The sequence below is a fragment of the Pseudomonas sp. WS 5021 genome (genome assembly GCF_012985535.1).
Classification (GTDB): Bacteria; Pseudomonadota; Gammaproteobacteria; order Pseudomonadales; family Pseudomonadaceae; genus Aquipseudomonas.
Genome location: NZ_JAAQWP010000007.1, coordinates 271,272 through 288,905, shown reverse-complemented (window position 1 = coordinate 288,905; position 17,634 = coordinate 271,272). Strand labels below are relative to the sequence as shown.

Below are 17,634 nucleotides of genomic sequence, written 5' to 3'. Positions count from 1 at the left end.
TGGCGCCGGAGTACCTATGATCGCAAACCCAAGTTCAACCCCTTTCCCACTTCCTAGCCTGAGCACAAACGATACCGCCCCGAGCAACTCTTCAATAACAACAACCCATCCCGACAGCCCGTTAAAGTACGACCCCGCCCCTATTATTATCGAGCTTAATAACTTTGGAAAAAATGAGCTCTTTACAAAGTTAAGCGCCAGCAACTCAATCAAACTAACGCCCTACGATAATAACTCCGTCACGCACTACCATCTCCCCGCAAAACATATGGCGGACGGAATAACCAACAGCGAACCCTACGAACTTTCATCCAGCGAAAGGTATCTGGCAGACAGCCTCTACCCGCCCAAAAATAGTTCCTTGCGCCAGGCATTCCTCATCACTAACCAACGAGGTTCGCTCTCAACTTACGAATGGGCCCTTGCCGCCCCGCAATCGTCGTCGGCGCAAGAGCAATCGGAGTAGGTGCTTGAAGCCCTTTTCATCTCATCACTATCTGACAACCGCCCCATGAGTAGAGTCCATGAGCCAAGTAACCCCGTTATTCCCCAACGTCCCTATCCAACAATTCGCACCCTCCAGCGACAACTCGCCGGCCGACCGCACAGCGCGCAACAAAAGAGGTGTCGCAGACAGCTCAAAACGCTGGTCGCCCGGCGTTATCACGGTGAGCCTGGACCTGGCAAACAAGAAAAGCCAAGCCCTGGTCATCGATGCACTCAAAGAGTGGGCCCATCACACGCCCGGCCTGCAGTTTGAAATCGTCGAGGGCAAACGCGGCGATATTCGTGTCTCCGACGACGAGGGTTTTACCGGCAGTTGGTCGGTCATCGGTACCGACGCCTTGCTGGTCGATGAAGACCAGCCCACCCTGCACCTGGACCGAACCGATAACTCCAAGCAGTTACGCACTCATGCCTTGCACGAATTCGGCCATGCCCTGGGCTTACTGCATGAACACCAGCACCCGCAAAGCACCTTGGATTGGGACGAGCAGGCGGTGCGTGACTATTTCGTCAGTGAGCGTTTCCCCGCAGAACTGGTCCAGGAACAAATACTCGACCCACTCACAGGTCCCGACGTGCAGAGCACAGCCTACGATCCACAGTCTGTGATGCACTACCCCTTTCCCGCACACTTGAGCCGCAAGGGGCATGGCACCTCGGAAAACTTCTTTCTGTCGCCGGGTGACCAGGAGGCCATCAGGAGGCTATACCGGCCGAATATCCCCGGGGTGAGCTGACGGCACCGCACAGGCCTACTTCTGCGTGCCCAGGTTGGCTTCGCTCATATCCAGGTCCGCCAGCACTTCGCGCAGCACGTCATCACCAATCTGGTGGTGACGGCTCAGGCTATACAATTCCAGGCGTTGCGCGCGCAGGGCCTTGAGCCGCAGCTTGCGCTCCAGTTGATCCATCTGCAGCGCCAGCGCCTGGGCTTCGGCCGAGTCATTGAACACCTCCAGTTGATGGCGATATTCCGACATGATCCGCGCCTTGAGCTCCGCTGCCAGCGCAGCCTGGGCCGCGTCCAGGGGCGCCTCTGCCGCCTCCTCCACCTCAAGGGCATGAATCGCGGCCTCGGCGGTTTTCCTCCAGGCATCGCGCACCTCGCCGCGGCGCTTGTCATCCGGACTCTTCTCGATGCCCCGCAGCAACAGGGGCAAGGCAATACAGGCGGCCACCAACGACAACAGGATGACCCCGGCGGCAATGAAAATCAGCAGGTCGCGCTCTGGAAATGCCTGGCCGGGGGCGAACAGCAACGGCACCGACATCACACCGGCCAGGGTCACCGCCCCGCGCACCCCGCCGACGGTCAATAGCCAGCAGGATCGGGCCGTTGGCACCAGGGTCAGCTCGCTTTTGCCGCGCAGGCGGCGTAGAAGGCCGGACAGGCGCCAGATGCTCTGCACCCAGATAAACCGCAGCACCAGCAGCACCAGGAAGATCGCGATCACGTCCAGGCAGCGATAGAACAAGGTCGGCCACAGCATGCTCTCGTGGCTGGTCACCGCCTTGATGATGTCGGGCAATTGCAGGCCCAGCAGCAGGAAGATCAGCCCGTTGAAGGCAAACTCCAGCAGTGACCAGACACTGCGATTGAGCAAGCGCGTACTGGTCTGGCGTGGCAGCAGGTCGAGCCAGCTCTGCATCATGCCCGCCGCCACCGCCGACAAAATCCCCGACGCCCCCAGGCGCTCAGCCAGCACATAGGCGGCAAACGGCAGCAGCAACATAAACACCACGTGGGTCGCCGGGTCATCCCAACCCCGGGCAATCATCCAGGCCCGCAAGCGCCCCACCAGCCAGCTCAGGGCCACACCGATGGCCAGGCCACCGAGCGCCACCAGCACAAACGTAAGGCTGGCATCGGCCAGGGAAAACACTCCGGTCAACGCCGCCACCAGGGCGAACTTGAAGGTCACCAGGCCCGACGCATCGTTCATCAGGGCTTCGCCCTGGAGCATATGCATCAAGGGCGTGGGCAGGCGGTTCTGGGAAATTGCCGACACCGCCACCGCGTCTGTCGGCGATAAAACGGCCGCCAGGGCGAAGGCCACCGGCAGCGGAATACTCGGCAGCAACCAATGGATAAAGTAACCGGCGCCCACCACGGTAAACAGCACCAGCCCCACCGCCAACGTCAGGATCGGCCCGCGCAGGCGCCACAATTCACGCTTGGGCATGCGCCAGCCGTCGGAGAACAGCAGCGGCGGCAGGAACAGGAAAAGAAACAACTCCGGGTCCAGTGCCACGTGCAGTCCCAGGGTTGGCCACGCCAGCAAGGCACCAGCGGCAATCTGCACCAAGGGCAACGGCAATGGGATAACACGCCCGACCAGACGCGAAACGCTGACCAGCATCAGCAGGATAAGAACGGTGTAGGCGGTTTGCATAAAGCGGGGTTCCTGGACAATCGACTTGCAATGACACACTTGAGGCAACAACGCGCCTTTGAAGTGCCATATTAGCTGCCTATGCTGCTGGATGACCGTTGCACATAAGTCGCAGCCAGGGCCTAGACCAATGGATAGCGGACCGCAGAGCGACACATTGAAAAATGCACCATTTTAGGTACACTCCAGCACATGAGTAAAAACTCACTCACTTTACATGTGAGCTTTTTTCGCACTGACGCAGGTAACGAGCCGGTACGTGAATGGCTGATAGATCTGCCCCGTGAACACCGGCGAATCATTGGGATAGAAATAAAAACCGTGCAACTGGGATGGCCAATCGGCATGCCCGTAGTGCGAAAGCTCGATTCAGGGCTATGGGAGGTCAGGGTTGAACTGGAGGGCACCATCGCCCGCATTATCTTCACGGTGATCGGCAGCAACATGGTGCTACTCCACGGTTTCATCAAGAAAAGCCAAAAGACACCGGCGTACGACATGGCAACCGCCAAGCAGCGTAAGGCAAGGTTATGAGGTACCACACATGAACAAGCATATCGGTTCTGACTTCGATGATTTCCTCGCCGAGCAAGGGCTCGGCGAGGAAGTCTGCGCGGCGGCCCTCAAGCGTGTCATCGCCTGGCAGATCGCGCAGGCGATGAAGCACCAACGAGTCAGCAAAAAAGCGCTGGCAGAGCGGATGCACACCAGCAGAACCGCCGTGGACCGTGCCCTTGATCAAAATGACTCGGGTATGACCCTCGCCACTTTGGCCAGCGCTGCCAGGGCCCTGGGCCAACGCGTGGAAATCCGCCTGGTTCCAGAGGATCAAGCAGCCCACGCATGACCTGCCCACCTTTGGACCAGGTAGCCTGCGCGCAGTGGCTCTACGTGGCATAATCCTTGGCTGAATTTTTGCGACCCTATTGGGGAGATTTTTAGGAATGAAATATGCCCAATAAAAACAATCAGTTACAGATTTTCGGCATCAAAGCCTGCGACACCATGAAAAAGGCTCGTACCTGGCTCGATGAAAATGCCATCAGCTATGAGTTTCATGACTACAAGACAGCCGGTATCGACCGCGAACACTTGACCCAATGGTGCAACGAGCACGGTTGGCAGGTGGTTTTGAACCGTGCAGGCACGACCTTTCGCAAACTCGAAGACGAACGCAAAGCCGATCTCGACCAGGCGAAAGCCATTGAACTGATGCTCGCACAACCCTCGATGATCAAGCGTCCAGTGCTCGATCTCGGTGACAGAACCCTGATTGGCTTCAAGCCAGAAAGTTATTCGGCGGCCCTCAAGTAGGCCAGCCACTTCATTTTTGTAGAGGTAACAGCATGTCCAATTCCCTGTTCAGCCTGGGCTTCGGCGTCGGCACCCAGAACCGCCAAGGTGCTTGGCTGGAAGTGTTTTACGCGCAGCCATTGCTCAACCCTTCGGCCGAAATCGTCGCCGCCATCGCGCCGATCCTTGGCTACACCGAAGGCAACCGGGCGATCACCTTCACCATTGCCCAAGCCTCGCAACTGGCTGACGCACTGAAAAATGTAGATGCCACCCAGGCCGCCCTGCTGACCCGCCTGGCCGAAAGCCACAAGCCGCTGGTCGCCACGCTGTTGGCTGAAGACGCCGCACTGACCTCCACGCCAGAGGCCTACCTCAAGCTGCACCTGCTGTCCCATCGCCTGGTCAAGCCCCATGGCCTGAGCCTGGCCGGTGTGTTCCCGCAACTGCCGAACGTAGCCTGGACCAGCCAGGGTGCGATCGATATCGGCGAACTGGCCGAACGCCAGCTGGAAGCACGCCTGCGTGGCGAGCTGCTGGAGGTGTTCTCGGTGGACAAGTTCCCGAAAATGACCGACTACGTGGTCCCGGCCGGTGTGCGGATCGCCGATGCCGCGCGTCTGCGCCTGGGCGCCTATGTGGGCGAAGGCACCACCGTGATGCATGAAGGCTTCATCAACTTCAATGCGGGCACCGAAGGCCCGGGCATGATCGAAGGCCGTGTATCGGCTGGCGTATTCGTCGGCAAGGGTTCGGACCTGGGCGGCGGTTGCTCCACCATGGGCACCCTGTCGGGCGGCGGCAACATCGTGATCAAGGTCGGCGAAGGCTGCCTGATCGGCGCCAACGCCGGTATCGGTATTCCATTGGGCGACCGCAACACCGTGGAATCAGGGCTGTACGTGACTGCTGGCACTAAAGTGGCGCTGCTCGATGAGCAGAACCAACTGGTCAAGGTGGTCAAGGCCCGTGAATTGGCTGGCCAGCCGGACCTGCTGTTCCGCCGTAACTCCGAGACCGGTGCCGTGGAGTGCAAAACCCACAAGTCGGCCATCGAACTGAACGCAGCGCTGCACGCTCACAACTAAGCAGCGACTCGATGCCACCGGAGCCGGCCGTGCCTTGCAGCACGGCCGGTTCATATGAGTCTTCAATCCCATGCTTGTGCCCTCGCCCTGGCGCGCCGATTTCCCGGCCATCGCTACCTTGCAACGGCAAGACCAGACCTACCTGGACAACGCCGCCACCACGCAAAAACCTCAAGCCCTGTTGGACGCCCTTGGCCATTACTACGCCAATGGCGCAGCTAATGTGCACCGTGCCCAGCATTTGCCGGGCGCCCATGCGACCCAGGCGTTCGAGGACAGTCGCAGCAAAGTGGCGCAATGGCTCAACGCAGGTGACAGCGGGCAGATCATCTTTACCCACGGCGCGACGTCTGCGCTGAACCTCCTGGCCTATGGCATTGAGCACCTCTTTAATCCGGGCGATGAAATTGTCATCAGCGCCCTGGAACATCACGCCAACCTGTTGCCCTGGCAGCAGTTGGCCAAACGCCGTGAGCTCACGCTGGTGGTACTGCCCCTCGACGACGAGGGCTTGATCGACCTGCAAGCCGCCGCCGCGCTGATCGGGCCTCGCACCCGGCTACTGGCGGTGAGCCAGCTGTCCAACGTGCTGGGCGCCTGGCAGCCCCTCGCACAGTTGCTGGCACTGGCCCAGGCACACGACGCCTTGACCGTGGTGGACGGCGCCCAGGGTATCGTCCACGGGCGCCATGACGTGCAGGCCCTGGGCTGTGACTTCTATGTGTTTTCCAGCCACAAGCTCTACGGCCCGGACGGCGTCGGCGTGCTTTATGGCCGCACCGAAGCCCTGCATCGGCTGCGCCACTGGCAGTTTGGCGGCGAGATGGTGCAACAGGCCGACTACCACAGCGCCAGCTTCCGCCCCGCGCCCCTGGGTTTCGAAGCGGGCACGCCGCCGATTGCCGGGGTGATTGGCCTGGGGGCGACCCTGGACTACCTCAACTCCCTGGATCAACAGGCGGTGCTCGCCCACGAAGCGGCGCTGCATGACTACCTGTTGCGCGGCTTGCAGGCGCGCAATGGCGTGCGCCTGCTGGGCGCGCCGCAGGTGGCCCTGGCCAGCTTTGTGGTGGACGGCGTACACAACGCCGACCTCGCCCACCTGCTGACCGAGCAGGGCATCGCGGTCCGCGCCGGCCATCACTGTGCAATGCCCCTGCTCAAGAGCCTGCATTTATCTGGGGCGATCCGGGTTTCTTTGGCGCTGTACAACGACTCCGATGACCTGGAGCGCTTTTTTGAAGCGCTGGACCAGGCACTGGACATGCTGCGATGAGCCTGCCAGTGGATGCGCAGGCCGCACTGCTGGCCTTTCAGGCGGTCGGCAGTTGGGAGCAACGCGCCCGCCTGCTGATGCAATGGGGCGAGCGGCTGCCGGTGTTGGCGGATGAAGGCAAGGTCGACGCCAACCTGGTACAGGGCTGTGAAAGCCTGGTGTGGCTGGTAGGGCGACTGCAGGACGGCCATTGGCAGTTTGCCGCCAGCAGCGATGCGCGCATGATTCGTGGGCTGGTGGCCTTGTTGCTGGCGCGGGTCAATGGGCTCTCGGCGGCCGAGTTACAGGCAGTCGACTTGCCTGACTGGTTCAACCAACTGGGGCTCTCCCGCCAGCTGTCGCCGTCGCGCAGCAATGGCCTGAATGCAGTTTTGCAGCGCATGCGCGACTTGAGCCATACGCAAAACTAACTGTGGGAGCGGGCTTGCCCGCGATATCGATGTACCAGTCAATATTGCAGTGACTGAAGAATGGCTATCGCGGGCAAGCCCGCTCCCACATTTTGTTTTATACCCAGCAGTGAGATCAGCTGGGTTTGACCCGCTCGGAAGGCCTGCGCACCCCGGCCACGATCTTGTCCACCGCCTTGGTCGCCGCCACCATGCCAAAGGTCGCCGTCACCATCATCACTGCGCCAAACCCACCCGCGCAGTCCAGCTTCACGCCATCGCCCACAAAACTCTTCTGCAAACAGATGCTGCCGTCGGGCTTGGGATAACGCAGCTGTTCGGTGGAAAACACGCAGGGCACACTGTAGTGACGGGTCACGGTGCGCGAGAAGCCGTAGTCGCGGCGCAAGGTGGAGCGCACTTTCGAGGCCAGTGGATCGTTGAACGTGCGGTTCAGGTCGCACACCTGGATCAGCGTCGGGTCAATCTGCCCGCCAGCGCCACCGGTGGTGATGATCTGGATCTTGCGGCGCTTGCACCAGGCGATCAGCGCTGCCTTGGCGTTGACCGCGTCGATGCAGTCGATCACGCAGTCGATAGTCGGCGTGATGTACTCGGCCATGGTGTCGCGGGTCACGAAATCCGCCACCGCGTGCACGGTGCAATCGGGGTTGATCGCGCGCAGGCGCTCAGCCATCACCTCGACCTTGGGCTTGCCCACGGTGCTGTCCAGGGCGTGCAACTGGCGATTGCTGTTGCTGACGCACACGTCGTCCAGGTCAAACAGCGAAATCTCGCCCACCCCGCAACGGGCCATGGCTTCTGCCGCCCACGAGCCAACACCGCCCACGCCGACGATGGCCACATGGGCCGCTTTCAAGCGTTCCAGACCTTCAATGCCATATAGACGGGCGACACCGGCAAACCGTGGATCTTCTGTGCTCATGACCATTACCCCAAAAACCGGCGCGCATTATAGGGCTACGCAGCGATAAGTTCTAAGCTACAAGCTATAAGTAAAGAACTTACCAGCGCTTTCGCTGCCCAATGCCCGGTTTTTCCTGGCTTGCTGTACGCTCAGGGAAGGGCCGGTGTAGGATGCGCGCCGTTCGACACCTCCATTCGTTCCACACCCTTTGGAACCCGAAACAGCTATGTCATCGCGTAAATTTGGACTCAACCTGGTGGTGGTGCTGGCAATTGCCGCGCTGTTCACTGGTTTCTGGGCGCTGATCAACCGCCCGGTCACTACTCCCAACTGGCCCCAGCAGATTTCCGGCTTTTCCTACTCGCCGTTCCAGCAGGGCCAGTACCCGCAGAAAGACCAGTATCCGAGCGACGAGCAGATGCGTCAGGACCTGGCGATCATGAGCAAGCTGACGGACAACATTCGGACCTATTCGGTCGACGGCACCCTGGGGGATATTCCCAAGCTGGCGGAAGAGTTCGGCCTGCGCGTGACCCTGGGGATCTGGATCAGCCCGGACCTGGAGCGCAACGAGCGCGAAATCCAGCGGGCCATCGAGATCGCCAACACCTCGCGCAGCGTAGTGCGCGTGGTGGTCGGCAACGAGGCGATCTTTCGCAAGGAAATCACCCCTGAGGAGCTGATTGTCCTGCTGGACCGGGTGCGCGCTGCCGTCAAAGTGCCGGTGACCACCTCCGAGCAGTGGCACATCTGGGAGCACAACCCGCAGTTGGGCAAGCATGTCGACCTGATCGCCGCGCACGTGCTGCCGTACTGGGAACATGTGCCGATGGCCCAGGCCGGGCAATTCGTCCTCGACCGGGCCAAGGATCTGAAGAAGACCTTCCCGAAAAAACCACTGCTGCTGTCGGAAGTCGGCTGGCCGAGCAACGGCCGCATGCGCGGTGGCGCAGACGCCTCCCCGGCCGACCAGGCCATTTACCTGCGTACCCTGGTGAACAAGCTGAACCGCCAGGGCTACAACTACTTCGTGATCGAAGCCTTCGACCAACCCTGGAAAGCCAGTGACGAAGGCTCGGTCGGCGCCTACTGGGGTGTGTTCAACGCCGCGCGCCAGCAGAAATTCAACTTTGAAGGCCCGGTAGTGGCGATCCCGCAGTGGCGAGTACTGGCCATCGGCTCGGTGGTGCTGGCGCTGCTGTCGCTGACCCTGCTGATGATCGACGGCTCGGCCCTGCGCCAGCGTGGCCGCACCTTCCTGACCTTTATCGCGTTCCTGTGCGGGTCGGTGCTGGTATGGATCGGCTACGACTACAGTCAGCAATACAGCACCTGGTTCAGCCTGACGGTGGGTTTCCTGCTGGCACTCGGTGCGCTCGGGGTGTTTATCGTGCTGCTGACCGAGGCCCATGAGCTGGCGGAAGCGGTCTGGACTCACAAGCGCCGGCGCGAATTCCTACCGGTTGAAGGCGATTCGGACTACCGCCCGAAAGTGTCTATCCATGTGCCGTGCTACAACGAGCCACCGGAGATGGTCAAACAGACCCTCGACGCCCTGGCAGCCCTCGATTACCCGGACTACGAAGTCCTGATCATCGACAACAACACCAAGGACCCGGCCGTGTGGGAACCGGTGCGCGACTACTGTGAGACGCTGGGCCCGCGCTTCAAGTTCTTCCACGTCGCGCCCCTGGCCGGTTTCAAGGGTGGCGCGCTGAACTACCTGATCCCGCATACCGCCAAGGATGCCGAAGTGATCGCGGTGATCGATTCGGACTACTGCGTGTCGCCCAACTGGCTCAAGCACATGGTGCCGCACTTCGCCGATCCGAAAATCGCCGTGGTGCAGTCGCCCCAGGATTACCGCGACCAGAACGAAAGCACCTTCAAGAAGCTCTGCTACGCCGAATACAAAGGCTTCTTCCATATTGGCATGGTCACCCGCAACGACCGCGACGCGATCATCCAGCACGGCACCATGACCATGACCCGTCGTTCGGTGCTCGAAGAGCTGGGCTGGGCCGACTGGTGCATCTGTGAGGACGCCGAACTGGGCCTACGGGTATTCGAGAAAGGTCTGTCGGCTGCGTACTACCACACCAGCTACGGCAAGGGCCTGATGCCCGATACCTTTATCGACTTCAAGAAACAGCGGTTCCGTTGGGCCTATGGCGCAATCCAGATCATCAAGCGCCACACCGCCAGCCTGTTGCGCGGCAAGGACACCGAACTGACCCGTGGCCAGCGCTACCACTTCCTCGCGGGCTGGTTGCCGTGGGTGGCAGATGGCATGAACATCTTCTTCACCGTCGGCGCCCTGTTGTGGTCGGCGGCGATGATCATTGTGCCGACCCGGGTCGACCCGCCGCTGCTGATCTTCGCAATCCCGCCGTTGGCGCTGTTTGTGTTCAAGGTCGGCAAGATCATCTTCCTCTACCGCCGCGCCGTTGGCGTAAACCTCAAGGATGCGTTCTGCGCGGCCCTGGCCGGGCTGGCGTTGTCCCACACCATCGCCAAAGCGGTGCTGTATGGTTTCTTCACCACCAGTATTCCGTTCTTTCGTACACCGAAAAACGCGGATAACCACGGCTTCTGGGTCGCAATTTCCGAAGCGCGGGAAGAGATGTTCATCATGTTGCTGCTGTGGGGCGCGGCGCTGGGGATCTACCTGGTGCAGGGCCTGCCGAGCAACGACATGCGCTTCTGGGTGGTGATGTTGCTGGTGCAATCGCTGCCGTATGTGGCGGCGCTGATCATGGCGTTCCTGTCGTCACTGCCGAAACCGGCAGCGGTGGCGGAGCCTGCAACCGCTGCGTAAAAACTTGCGCAATGCACTAAACGGCGGCCTCTGGTCGCCGTTTTGCTATAAGATAACGGCCCTTTATGGGTTCAAGCAGCCACTGCCTCCCCCTTGTGGGAGCGGGCTTGCCCGCGATGGCATCGCTGCGGTGCAACTGCTACACCGCGGCGCCTGCATCGCGGGCAAGCCCGCTCCCACATTGGATATATTTCACTCTCGTCTTGCGCCCTGACACACCTTCGGAGTTTTCCCATGACGGCCCACGCCGACCTTTCGCCGACCCTCCAACTCGCTATCGACTTGATCCGCCGCCCGTCGGTGACGCCGATCGACGCCGACTGCCAGAAGCTGATGATGCAGCGCCTGGGCGACGCCGGCTTTGCGCTTGAGCCGATGCGCATCGAAGATGTGGATAACTTCTGGGCCACCCACGGCAAGCATGCAGGCCCGGTACTGTGCTTCGCCGGCCATACCGACGTGGTCCCGACCGGCCCGGTGCAGGCCTGGCAGAATGACCCGTTCGACGCATTGATCGACGAACACGGCATGCTGTGCGGGCGTGGCGCGGCCGACATGAAAGGCAGCCTGGCCGCGATGCTGGTGGCCTCCGAGCGCTTTGTGAAGGACTATCCGGACCACAAGGGTTCGGTCGCCTTCCTGATCACCAGCGACGAAGAAGGCCCGGCGCACCACGGCACCAAGGCCGTGATCGAGCGCCTGGCGGCACGCAAGGAGCGCCTGGACTGGTGCATCGTCGGCGAACCGTCGAGCACCACCCTGGTGGGCGACGTGGTGAAGAATGGCCGCCGTGGCTCCCTCGGCGCGACCCTGACCGTGCGCGGTGTGCAGGGCCATGTGGCCTACCCGCACCTGGCGAAAAACCCGATCCACCTCGCCGCCCCGGCCCTGGCCGAATTGGCCGCAGAGCATTGGGATGATGGCAACACCTTCTTCCCGCCGACCAGTTTCCAGATTTCCAACCTCAATTCCGGCACCGGCGCCACCAATGTGATCCCCGGTGACCTGACGGCGGTGTTCAACTTCCGCTTCTCCACCGAGTCCACCGTCGAAGGCCTGCAGCAGCGGGTCGCGGCGATTCTCGACAAGCATGGCCTGGACTGGCATGTGGAGTGGGCGCTGTCGGGCCTGCCGTTCCTCACCGAGCCGGGCGCGCTGCTCGATGCGGTGTCTGCCAGCATCAAGGCCATCACTGGCCGCGAGACCCAGGCCTCCACCAGCGGCGGCACGTCCGATGGGCGCTTTATCGCGACCCTCGGCACCCAAGTGGTGGAACTGGGCCCGGTCAACGCGACGATCCATCAGGTCAACGAACGTATCCTGGCCAGCGACCTCGATGTGTTGACCGAAATCTACTACCAGACCCTGATCAAGTTGCTCGCCTGATGCTCGCCTGCCCCATTTGCAGCGCCCCCCTCAATGAGGTGGACCATGGCGTGGTATGCCCGGCCGGGCACCGGTTCGACCGGGCCCGCCAGGGTTACCTGAACCTGTTGCCGGTGCAGCACAAGAACAGCCGCGATCCGGGCGATAACCTGGCCATGGTGCAAGCGCGCCGCGACTTCCTCAACGCCGGGCACTACGCGCCAGTGGCCAAGCGCCTGGCGGCACTGGCGGCGGAACGCAAACCCCAGCGCTGGCTGGATATTGGCTGCGGCGAAGGCTATTACACTGCACAAATAGCCGATGCCCTGTTACGCGCTGATGGCTATGCCCTGGATATTTCCAAGGAAGCAGTCAAGCGTGCGTGCAAACGCAACCCGACGCTGACCTGGCTGATCGCCAGCATGGCCCGGGTGCCGTTGGCCGACGGCAGTTGCCAGTTCCTCGCCAGCGTGTTCAGCCCGCTGGACTGGCAGGAAACCAAGCGCCTGCTCAGCCCTGGCGGCGGCCTGATGAAGGTTGGCCCGACCAGCGGCCACCTGATGGAGCTGCGCGAACGCCTGTACGACGAAGTGCGCGAGTACACCGACGATAAGCACCTGGCCCTGGTGCCGGACGGCATGAGCCTGCAACACAGCGAAGTGCTGGAGTTCAAGCTCAGCCTGGCCGACCCCAAGGACCGCGCTAATCTGCTGGCGATGACACCCCACGGCTGGCGCGCCAGCGCCGAGCGCCGCGCCCAGGTGATCGAGCAGGCCGAACCGCTGCGGGTCACCGTTTCGATGCGCTACGACTATTTCGTGCTTCAATAACCGACTTTTCCGGGCGTTCGCGCCCACCCTGAATCCGCGAATGGATTTTCGAATCCCGCAACGAGGAACATCCATGCGCCAACCCGATATCGAGATTTACCTCAAGGACGCCGACGTCGACCACAAGGCCATCGCCGCCTGGCTGGGCGCCGCCCTGGGTCCGTGTACCGACTGGGTACAAAAGGGCCAGACCTACAAGTGCAAGGCCGGCAATGTGCCAGTGACCTGGCTGCCCAAGGCCGTGGGCAAGTGGAACAGCCTGTACCTGGAAAGCGACCAGACCCCGTGGGAAGACGACATCGCCTGCGCCCGTGCGGCGTTTGCCGCGCTGAACGTTGAAGTGCGCTGCGCGCCGGGGACGTGGGTCGAGGAAGAGGGCGAAGAAAGCGCCGACACCTGGATTCGGATCAGCACCGATGGTGAAGAACAGATCACCTGGAAAACTGCCTGACCCAACCTGGTCAGTGTGGGGGCTGGTTTGTGCGGGAGCGGGCTTGTGTGGGAGCTGGCTTGCCTGCGATACAGGCACCTCGGTCTCTCTGTCAGACCACGGTGATGCTATCGCAGGCAAGCCAGCTCCTACACAAGCCCGCTCCCACATGGGTTCAGCGGCGTTGCAGAAATCTGCCTTAAAGACCGACCACATCCTCCGCCTGCAAGCCCTTCTCGCCGGTCACCACGGCGTATTCCACCTGCTGGCCCTCGGCCAGGGAGCGGTGGCCTTCACCACGGATGGCGCGGTAGTGCACAAACACATCCTTGCCGTCTTCCCGCTGGATAAAGCCATAGCCCTTGGCGTCGTTGAACCACTTCACATTGCCGGTTTCGCGCGTTGTCATCTGTTTGCTCCCACTGGTTTTTATTGTTGAGTCAGTCGCATTGAACTGCCGAGTATAAGACAGGCTCAAAAACGATCAACTCAACTTTACTTCGCTGCTTTTTGCCGATTTTCGGCGAATACGGCACACTACCCGCCCGAGCGCCTGCTCGGTTTTTTCCACTCAAAGCAGCACGCCTATGACCCGCTCCCCGTTCCGCCGTCTGGTATTTGGCACCTTGCGCCGACTGTTGTACCTCTGGGTTCGCTCGGAGACGATCAACCAGTCGTCCCTCACCCTTAACCTGGACCGCAGCCGGCCGGTGTTCTACGTTCTGCAATCACCCTCCCTGACCGAACTGGCCGTGGTGGATGCCGAGTGCACCAAGGCCGGCCTGCCGCGCCCGGTGCTGCCAGTGGCCGTTGGCCCGTTGATGGAGCCGGCGGCGTTCTTTTACCTGACCCCCGACCCGGACTGGCTCGGCCGCCAGGACAAGCGTGGCGCGCCGCCGACCCTGACGCGCCTGGTCAACACCCTGACCGAGCACGCCGAAGAAAACGCGCAGATCATCCCGGTCAGCGTGTTCTGGGGCCAATCGCCGGCCAGCGAGTCGAGCCCCTGGAAACTGCTGTTCGCCGACAGCTGGGCAGTCACCGGGCGCCTGCGCCGGCTGTTGAGCATCCTGATCCTGGGGCGCAAGACCCGGGTGCAATTCTCTGCGCCAATCAACCTGCGTGAATTGATCGAGCACAATAAAGGTCACGAACGTACGGTGCGCATGGCCCAACGGATCCTGCGGGTACACTTTCGCAACCTGAAGACCGCGGTGATCGGCCCCGACCTGTCCCACCGGCGCAACCTGGTCAAGGGCCTGGTGAACATGCCACTGGTGCGCCAGGCGATCCTCGACGAGGCCGAGCGGGAAAAAATCACCCCGGAAAAAGCCAAGGCCCAGGCCCTGCGCTATGGCAATGAGATCGCCTCGGACTACACCTACACCGCCATCCGCTTCCTCGAAGTGGTGCTGAGCTGGTTCTGGAACAAAATCTACGACGGGATCAAGGTCAACAATATCGAAGGTGTGCAAAAGGTCGCCCAGGGCTACGAAGTGATCTACGTGCCTTGCCACCGCAGCCACATCGACTACCTGCTGCTGTCCTACCTTCTATTCAAGAACGGCCTGACCCCGCCGCACATCGCCGCCGGGATCAACCTCAATATGCCGGTGATCGGCAGCCTGCTGCGCCGGGGCGGGGCGTTTTTCATGCGTCGCACGTTCAAGGGCAACCCGCTGTACACCTCGGTGTTCAACGAATACCTGCACACCCTGTTTACCAAAGGCTTCCCGGTGGAGTACTTCGTCGAGGGCGGCCGCTCACGGACCGGGCGCATGTTGCAGCCCAAGACCGGGATGCTGGCGATTACCCTGCGCAGTTTCCTGCGTTCCTCGCGCATGCCAATCGTGTTTGTGCCGGTGTATATCGGCTACGAGCGGGTGCTGGAAGGTCGCACCTACCTGGGCGAATTGCGCGGGGCGACGAAAAAGAAAGAGTCGATCTTCGATATCTTCAAGGTCATTGGCGCGCTCAAGCAGCGCTTTGGCCAGGTGGCGGTCAACTTCGGCGAGCCGATCAAGCTGGCGGAGTTCCTCGACCACGAGCAACCGGACTGGCGTACCCAGGAGCTGGCGCCCAACTACAAGCCCGCCTGGCTCAACGAGACCACCAACCGCCTCGGCGAGCGCGTGGCCCAGCACCTCAACGAGGCCGCCGCGATCAACCCGGTGAACCTGGTGGCGTTGGCGCTACTGTCCACCAGCCGCCTGGCCCTGGACGACCAGGCCATGGCCCGGGTGCTGGACCTGTACCTGGCGCTGCTGCGCCGGGTGCCCTACTCGCCCCATACCACGTTGCCCGAGGGTGACGGCCAGGCCTTGATCAAGCACGTCAAGGACATGCACCTGCTGTCCGAACAGAGTGATGCCCTGGGCAAAATCCTCTATCTGGACGAGCAAAACGCGGTCCTGATGACCTATTACCGCAACAACGTGCTGCATATCTTCGCCCTGCCGGCGTTGTTGGCCAGCTTCTTCCAGAGCAGTTCGCGCATGAGCCGCGAACAGATCCTGCGCTATACCCGCGCGCTGTATCCGTACCTGCAATCGGAGTTGTTTATCCGCTGGTCCCTGGACGAGCTCGACGCGGTGGTCGTCCAGTGGCTCGAAGCCTTGGTAGAACAAGGCCTGCTGCGCTTTGAAAACAACATCTACCTGCGCCCGGCGCCCAGCTCGCGCAACTTTGTGCTGCTGACCCTGCTGTCCAAGAGCATTGCCCAGACCCTGCAACGCTTCTACATGGCCATTTCCCTGCTGCTTAACAGCGGCCAGAACAGCATCAGCGCCGAAGAGCTGGAAGACCTGTGCACGGTCATGGCCCAGCGCCTGTCGATCCTGCATGGCCTGAATGCCCCGGAGTTCTTCGACAAGAGCCTTTTCCGACATTTTATTCAGACGTTGCTCGAGCAAGATGTGCTGCGCCGCGATGAAGCCGGCAAGTTGAGTTACCACGACCTGCTCGGCGAATTGGCCGAAGGCGCCGCCAAACGGGTGTTGCCCGCAGAGATTCGCCTGTCGATCCGCCAGGTGGCGCTGCACCGCAACGACGAAGCGCCCGCGCCGGACGTCGAGCCGGACGAAACCCGCTAGATTTACCAGGGCGCCAGGGTGTTTCTGGCGCCGTCGACAAGGAGCTGTACCATGAAAAAGATCATTCTCCTGGGCCTGACCGCCCTGCTGGGAGCCTGTCACTCGATGAATCCTGCGCCCAAAGCCAGCCTTGATGGCGAAGTGTTCTACCTGCAGCGCATCGCCCTGCCACCGGCCGCCACCTTGAGCGTCAGCCTTATGGACGTGTCCCTGGCCGATGCGCCCGCCGTGACCCTGGCCGAGCAGAAAGGCCCGGTCAACGGCCAGGTGCCGCTGCCCTTCCACCTGAGCTACGACCCGGCCCAGGTCAAGCCTGGCCACAGCTATTCGGTCAGCGCTCGCATCGAGCTGGATGGCAAGCTAATGTTTATTACCACCGAGCGTCATTCGGTGCAGTTGAACGGCCAGGATCCCCAGCCGCTTCGCCTGCGCGTTGATGCCGTTGCCCACTGATCCAGTCGATTAAAAGGAAGCGCCCATGCTCCGTAACTCTCTTCGCCTCAGCGCCCTGTGCGCCGGCCTGCTGCTTGGCGCCAACGCCATGGCCCTGTCCCTCGGTGACCTGTCCCAGGGCGACGCCACGGGTGGCCTGAAGGACGCCCTGACCCAAGGCGCACAGATTGCCGTCAAGCAACTGGGGGCTCCCGGTGGTTTCAGCAACAACCCCGAGGTCAAGATCGGTTTGCCGGGCAAGCTTGAAAAAGCCGCCGGCGCCCTGAAAATGCTCGGCATGGGCGATCAGATCACCCAGCTTGAAGCCAGCATGAACAAGGCTGCCGAATCCGCCGTGACCCAGGCCCAGCCGATTCTGGTGAACGCCGTGAAAAACATGAGCGTGAGCGACGCCAAGGGCATCCTCAGCGGCGGCCAGGACTCGGCGACCCAGTATCTGGACAAAAGCAGCCGCGAGCAGATCCGCGCCAAGTTCCTGCCGATCGTCAAGCAATCCACGGACAAGGTCGGCGTAGCCCAGCAGTACAACGCGCTGGCCAAAAAAGCGCCCATGGGCTTGCTGGGTGGCAAGAGTGACAGCGTCGAAAACTACGTGACTGAACAAGCGCTGGACGGCCTGTTCAAGATGATTGCCCAACAGGAAGAAAGCATCCGCCAGAACCCGGCAGCCGCCGCGACCAGCCTGGCGAAGAAAGTGTTCGGCGCGCTGTAGATCCATCGCCGGCCACAAATACAAACGCCCCGAAAAATCGGGGCGTTTGTGTTACTGCAC

18 protein-coding genes are annotated in these 17,634 nt (G+C 61.5%); 15 read left to right on the top strand and 3 right to left on the bottom strand.

What is annotated here, in order from left to right; translation table 11 throughout:
* Positions 1–16 precede the first annotated feature (16 nt).
* Entirely contained in the window at positions 17–466 is a 450-nt protein-coding gene (locus tag HBO19_RS22310) for a hypothetical protein (RefSeq protein WP_169955735.1), read from the top strand.
* A gap of 58 nt (positions 467–524) precedes the next feature.
* Positions 525–1,244 (top strand): matrixin family metalloprotease, encoded by a 720-nt coding sequence (locus HBO19_RS22305; protein ID WP_170058329.1) that lies wholly within the window; start codon positions 525–527, stop codon positions 1,242–1,244.
* Between the two features lie 15 nt (positions 1,245–1,259).
* On the opposite strand, the gene HBO19_RS22300 is transcribed toward HBO19_RS22305, so the two are convergent.
* Positions 1,260–2,900: a Na+/H+ antiporter gene (locus HBO19_RS22300; protein ID WP_170042929.1), complete on the bottom strand. Its 1,641-nt coding sequence runs from the start codon at positions 2,898–2,900 to the stop codon at positions 1,260–1,262.
* A gap of 192 nt (positions 2,901–3,092) precedes the next feature.
* On the opposite strand from HBO19_RS22300, the gene HBO19_RS22295 reads away from it, so the two are divergent.
* From HBO19_RS22295 to HBO19_RS22270, 6 genes are all read left to right on the top strand, one after another.
* On the top strand, positions 3,093–3,434 hold the full coding sequence (locus HBO19_RS22295) for a type II toxin-antitoxin system RelE/ParE family toxin (RefSeq protein ID WP_169955732.1): 342 nt from the start codon (positions 3,093–3,095) through the stop codon (positions 3,432–3,434).
* Between the two features lie 10 nt (positions 3,435–3,444).
* Positions 3,445–3,747 (top strand): XRE family transcriptional regulator, encoded by a 303-nt coding sequence (locus HBO19_RS22290; protein WP_070995736.1) that lies wholly within the window; start codon positions 3,445–3,447, stop codon positions 3,745–3,747.
* 104 nt (positions 3,748–3,851) lie between these two features.
* Complete coding sequence (locus tag HBO19_RS22285; protein ID WP_169955731.1) at positions 3,852–4,214, top strand: ArsC family reductase; 363 nt, start codon at positions 3,852–3,854, stop codon at positions 4,212–4,214.
* Between the two features lie 32 nt (positions 4,215–4,246).
* Complete coding sequence (gene dapD / locus HBO19_RS22280) at positions 4,247–5,281, top strand: 2,3,4,5-tetrahydropyridine-2,6-dicarboxylate N-succinyltransferase (RefSeq protein ID WP_169955730.1); 1,035 nt, start codon at positions 4,247–4,249, stop codon at positions 5,279–5,281.
* 70 nt (positions 5,282–5,351) lie between these two features.
* Complete coding sequence (locus HBO19_RS22275; RefSeq protein WP_170058328.1) at positions 5,352–6,557, top strand: cysteine desulfurase; 1,206 nt, start codon at positions 5,352–5,354, stop codon at positions 6,555–6,557.
* The gene (locus HBO19_RS22270; RefSeq protein WP_170058327.1) at positions 6,554–6,967 is read left to right on the top strand and encodes a SufE family protein; all 414 of its coding nucleotides are present in this window, start codon (positions 6,554–6,556) and stop codon (positions 6,965–6,967) included. The genes HBO19_RS22275 and HBO19_RS22270 overlap by 4 nt, the downstream gene beginning before the upstream one ends.
* 115 nt (positions 6,968–7,082) lie before the next feature.
* Here HBO19_RS22270 and tcdA read toward each other — a convergent pair whose 3' ends face one another.
* On the bottom strand, positions 7,083–7,898 hold the full coding sequence (gene tcdA, locus HBO19_RS22265; RefSeq protein WP_122718756.1) for a tRNA cyclic N6-threonylcarbamoyladenosine(37) synthase TcdA: 816 nt from the start codon (positions 7,896–7,898) through the stop codon (positions 7,083–7,085).
* Positions 7,899–8,100: 202 nt separating this feature from the next.
* Between tcdA and HBO19_RS22260 the strand changes: the two genes are divergently transcribed.
* From HBO19_RS22260 to HBO19_RS22245, 4 genes are all read left to right on the top strand, one after another.
* Entirely contained in the window at positions 8,101–10,692 is a 2,592-nt protein-coding gene (locus HBO19_RS22260) for a glycosyltransferase (protein ID WP_169955726.1), read from the top strand.
* A 234-nt stretch (positions 10,693–10,926) separates the two neighbouring features.
* The gene (gene dapE / locus HBO19_RS22255) at positions 10,927–12,078 is read left to right on the top strand and encodes a succinyl-diaminopimelate desuccinylase (RefSeq protein ID WP_169955725.1); all 1,152 of its coding nucleotides are present in this window, start codon (positions 10,927–10,929) and stop codon (positions 12,076–12,078) included.
* The gene (locus tag HBO19_RS22250; RefSeq protein ID WP_170058326.1) at positions 12,078–12,887 is read left to right on the top strand and encodes a putative RNA methyltransferase; all 810 of its coding nucleotides are present in this window, start codon (positions 12,078–12,080) and stop codon (positions 12,885–12,887) included. The genes dapE and HBO19_RS22250 overlap by 1 nt, the downstream gene beginning before the upstream one ends.
* 73 nt (positions 12,888–12,960) lie before the next feature.
* Positions 12,961–13,338 (top strand): hypothetical protein, encoded by a 378-nt coding sequence (locus HBO19_RS22245; protein ID WP_029300131.1) that lies wholly within the window; start codon positions 12,961–12,963, stop codon positions 13,336–13,338.
* Between the two features lie 178 nt (positions 13,339–13,516).
* Here HBO19_RS22245 and HBO19_RS22240 read toward each other — a convergent pair whose 3' ends face one another.
* Positions 13,517–13,726: a cold-shock protein gene (locus tag HBO19_RS22240; RefSeq protein WP_003189131.1), complete on the bottom strand. Its 210-nt coding sequence runs from the start codon at positions 13,724–13,726 to the stop codon at positions 13,517–13,519.
* A 178-nt stretch (positions 13,727–13,904) separates the two neighbouring features.
* Here HBO19_RS22240 and plsB point away from each other — a divergent pair, with 178 nt between their 5' ends.
* From plsB to HBO19_RS22225, 3 genes are read left to right on the top strand one after another with little or no spacing between them, the layout of a single operon-like run.
* Positions 13,905–16,409, top strand: a complete 2,505-nt coding sequence (plsB, locus tag HBO19_RS22235; RefSeq protein WP_170058325.1) for a glycerol-3-phosphate 1-O-acyltransferase PlsB — start codon at positions 13,905–13,907, stop codon at positions 16,407–16,409.
* A gap of 51 nt (positions 16,410–16,460) precedes the next feature.
* Positions 16,461–16,862 (top strand): YbaY family lipoprotein, encoded by a 402-nt coding sequence (locus tag HBO19_RS22230; RefSeq protein ID WP_170058324.1) that lies wholly within the window; start codon positions 16,461–16,463, stop codon positions 16,860–16,862.
* A 25-nt stretch (positions 16,863–16,887) separates the two neighbouring features.
* A complete protein-coding gene (locus tag HBO19_RS22225; RefSeq protein ID WP_169955721.1) occupies positions 16,888–17,574 on the top strand; it encodes a DUF4197 domain-containing protein in 687 nt (228 codons plus the stop codon).
* Positions 17,575–17,634: the final 60 nt, after the last annotated feature.

Excerpts from the sequence above, each read along its gene's own strand:
- HBO19_RS22295 (WP_169955732.1), top strand. The coding sequence starts at position 3,093 with ATGAGTAAAAACTCACTCACTTTACATGTGAGCTTTTTTCGCACTGAC.
- HBO19_RS22240 (WP_003189131.1), bottom strand. The coding sequence starts at position 13,726 with ATGACAACGCGCGAAACCGGCAATGTGAAGTGGTTCAACGACGCCAAG.
- HBO19_RS22300 (WP_170042929.1), bottom strand. The coding sequence starts at position 2,900 with ATGCAAACCGCCTACACCGTTCTTATCCTGCTGATGCTGGTCAGCGTT.
- dapE (WP_169955725.1), top strand. The coding sequence starts at position 10,927 with ATGACGGCCCACGCCGACCTTTCGCCGACCCTCCAACTCGCTATCGAC.
- HBO19_RS22225 (WP_169955721.1), top strand. The coding sequence starts at position 16,888 with ATGCTCCGTAACTCTCTTCGCCTCAGCGCCCTGTGCGCCGGCCTGCTG.
- HBO19_RS22310 (WP_169955735.1), top strand. The coding sequence starts at position 17 with ATGATCGCAAACCCAAGTTCAACCCCTTTCCCACTTCCTAGCCTGAGC.
- HBO19_RS22260 (WP_169955726.1), top strand. The coding sequence starts at position 8,101 with ATGTCATCGCGTAAATTTGGACTCAACCTGGTGGTGGTGCTGGCAATT.
- dapD (WP_169955730.1), top strand. The coding sequence starts at position 4,247 with ATGTCCAATTCCCTGTTCAGCCTGGGCTTCGGCGTCGGCACCCAGAAC.
- HBO19_RS22285 (WP_169955731.1), top strand. The coding sequence starts at position 3,852 with ATGCCCAATAAAAACAATCAGTTACAGATTTTCGGCATCAAAGCCTGC.
- HBO19_RS22305 (WP_170058329.1), top strand. The coding sequence starts at position 525 with ATGAGCCAAGTAACCCCGTTATTCCCCAACGTCCCTATCCAACAATTC.
- HBO19_RS22275 (WP_170058328.1), top strand. The coding sequence starts at position 5,352 with ATGCTTGTGCCCTCGCCCTGGCGCGCCGATTTCCCGGCCATCGCTACC.
- HBO19_RS22230 (WP_170058324.1), top strand. The coding sequence starts at position 16,461 with ATGAAAAAGATCATTCTCCTGGGCCTGACCGCCCTGCTGGGAGCCTGT.
- HBO19_RS22245 (WP_029300131.1), top strand. The coding sequence starts at position 12,961 with ATGCGCCAACCCGATATCGAGATTTACCTCAAGGACGCCGACGTCGAC.
- HBO19_RS22250 (WP_170058326.1), top strand. The coding sequence starts at position 12,078 with ATGCTCGCCTGCCCCATTTGCAGCGCCCCCCTCAATGAGGTGGACCAT.
- HBO19_RS22270 (WP_170058327.1), top strand. The coding sequence starts at position 6,554 with ATGAGCCTGCCAGTGGATGCGCAGGCCGCACTGCTGGCCTTTCAGGCG.
- plsB (WP_170058325.1), top strand. The coding sequence starts at position 13,905 with ATGACCCGCTCCCCGTTCCGCCGTCTGGTATTTGGCACCTTGCGCCGA.
- HBO19_RS22290 (WP_070995736.1), top strand. The coding sequence starts at position 3,445 with ATGAACAAGCATATCGGTTCTGACTTCGATGATTTCCTCGCCGAGCAA.
- tcdA (WP_122718756.1), bottom strand. The coding sequence starts at position 7,898 with ATGGTCATGAGCACAGAAGATCCACGGTTTGCCGGTGTCGCCCGTCTA.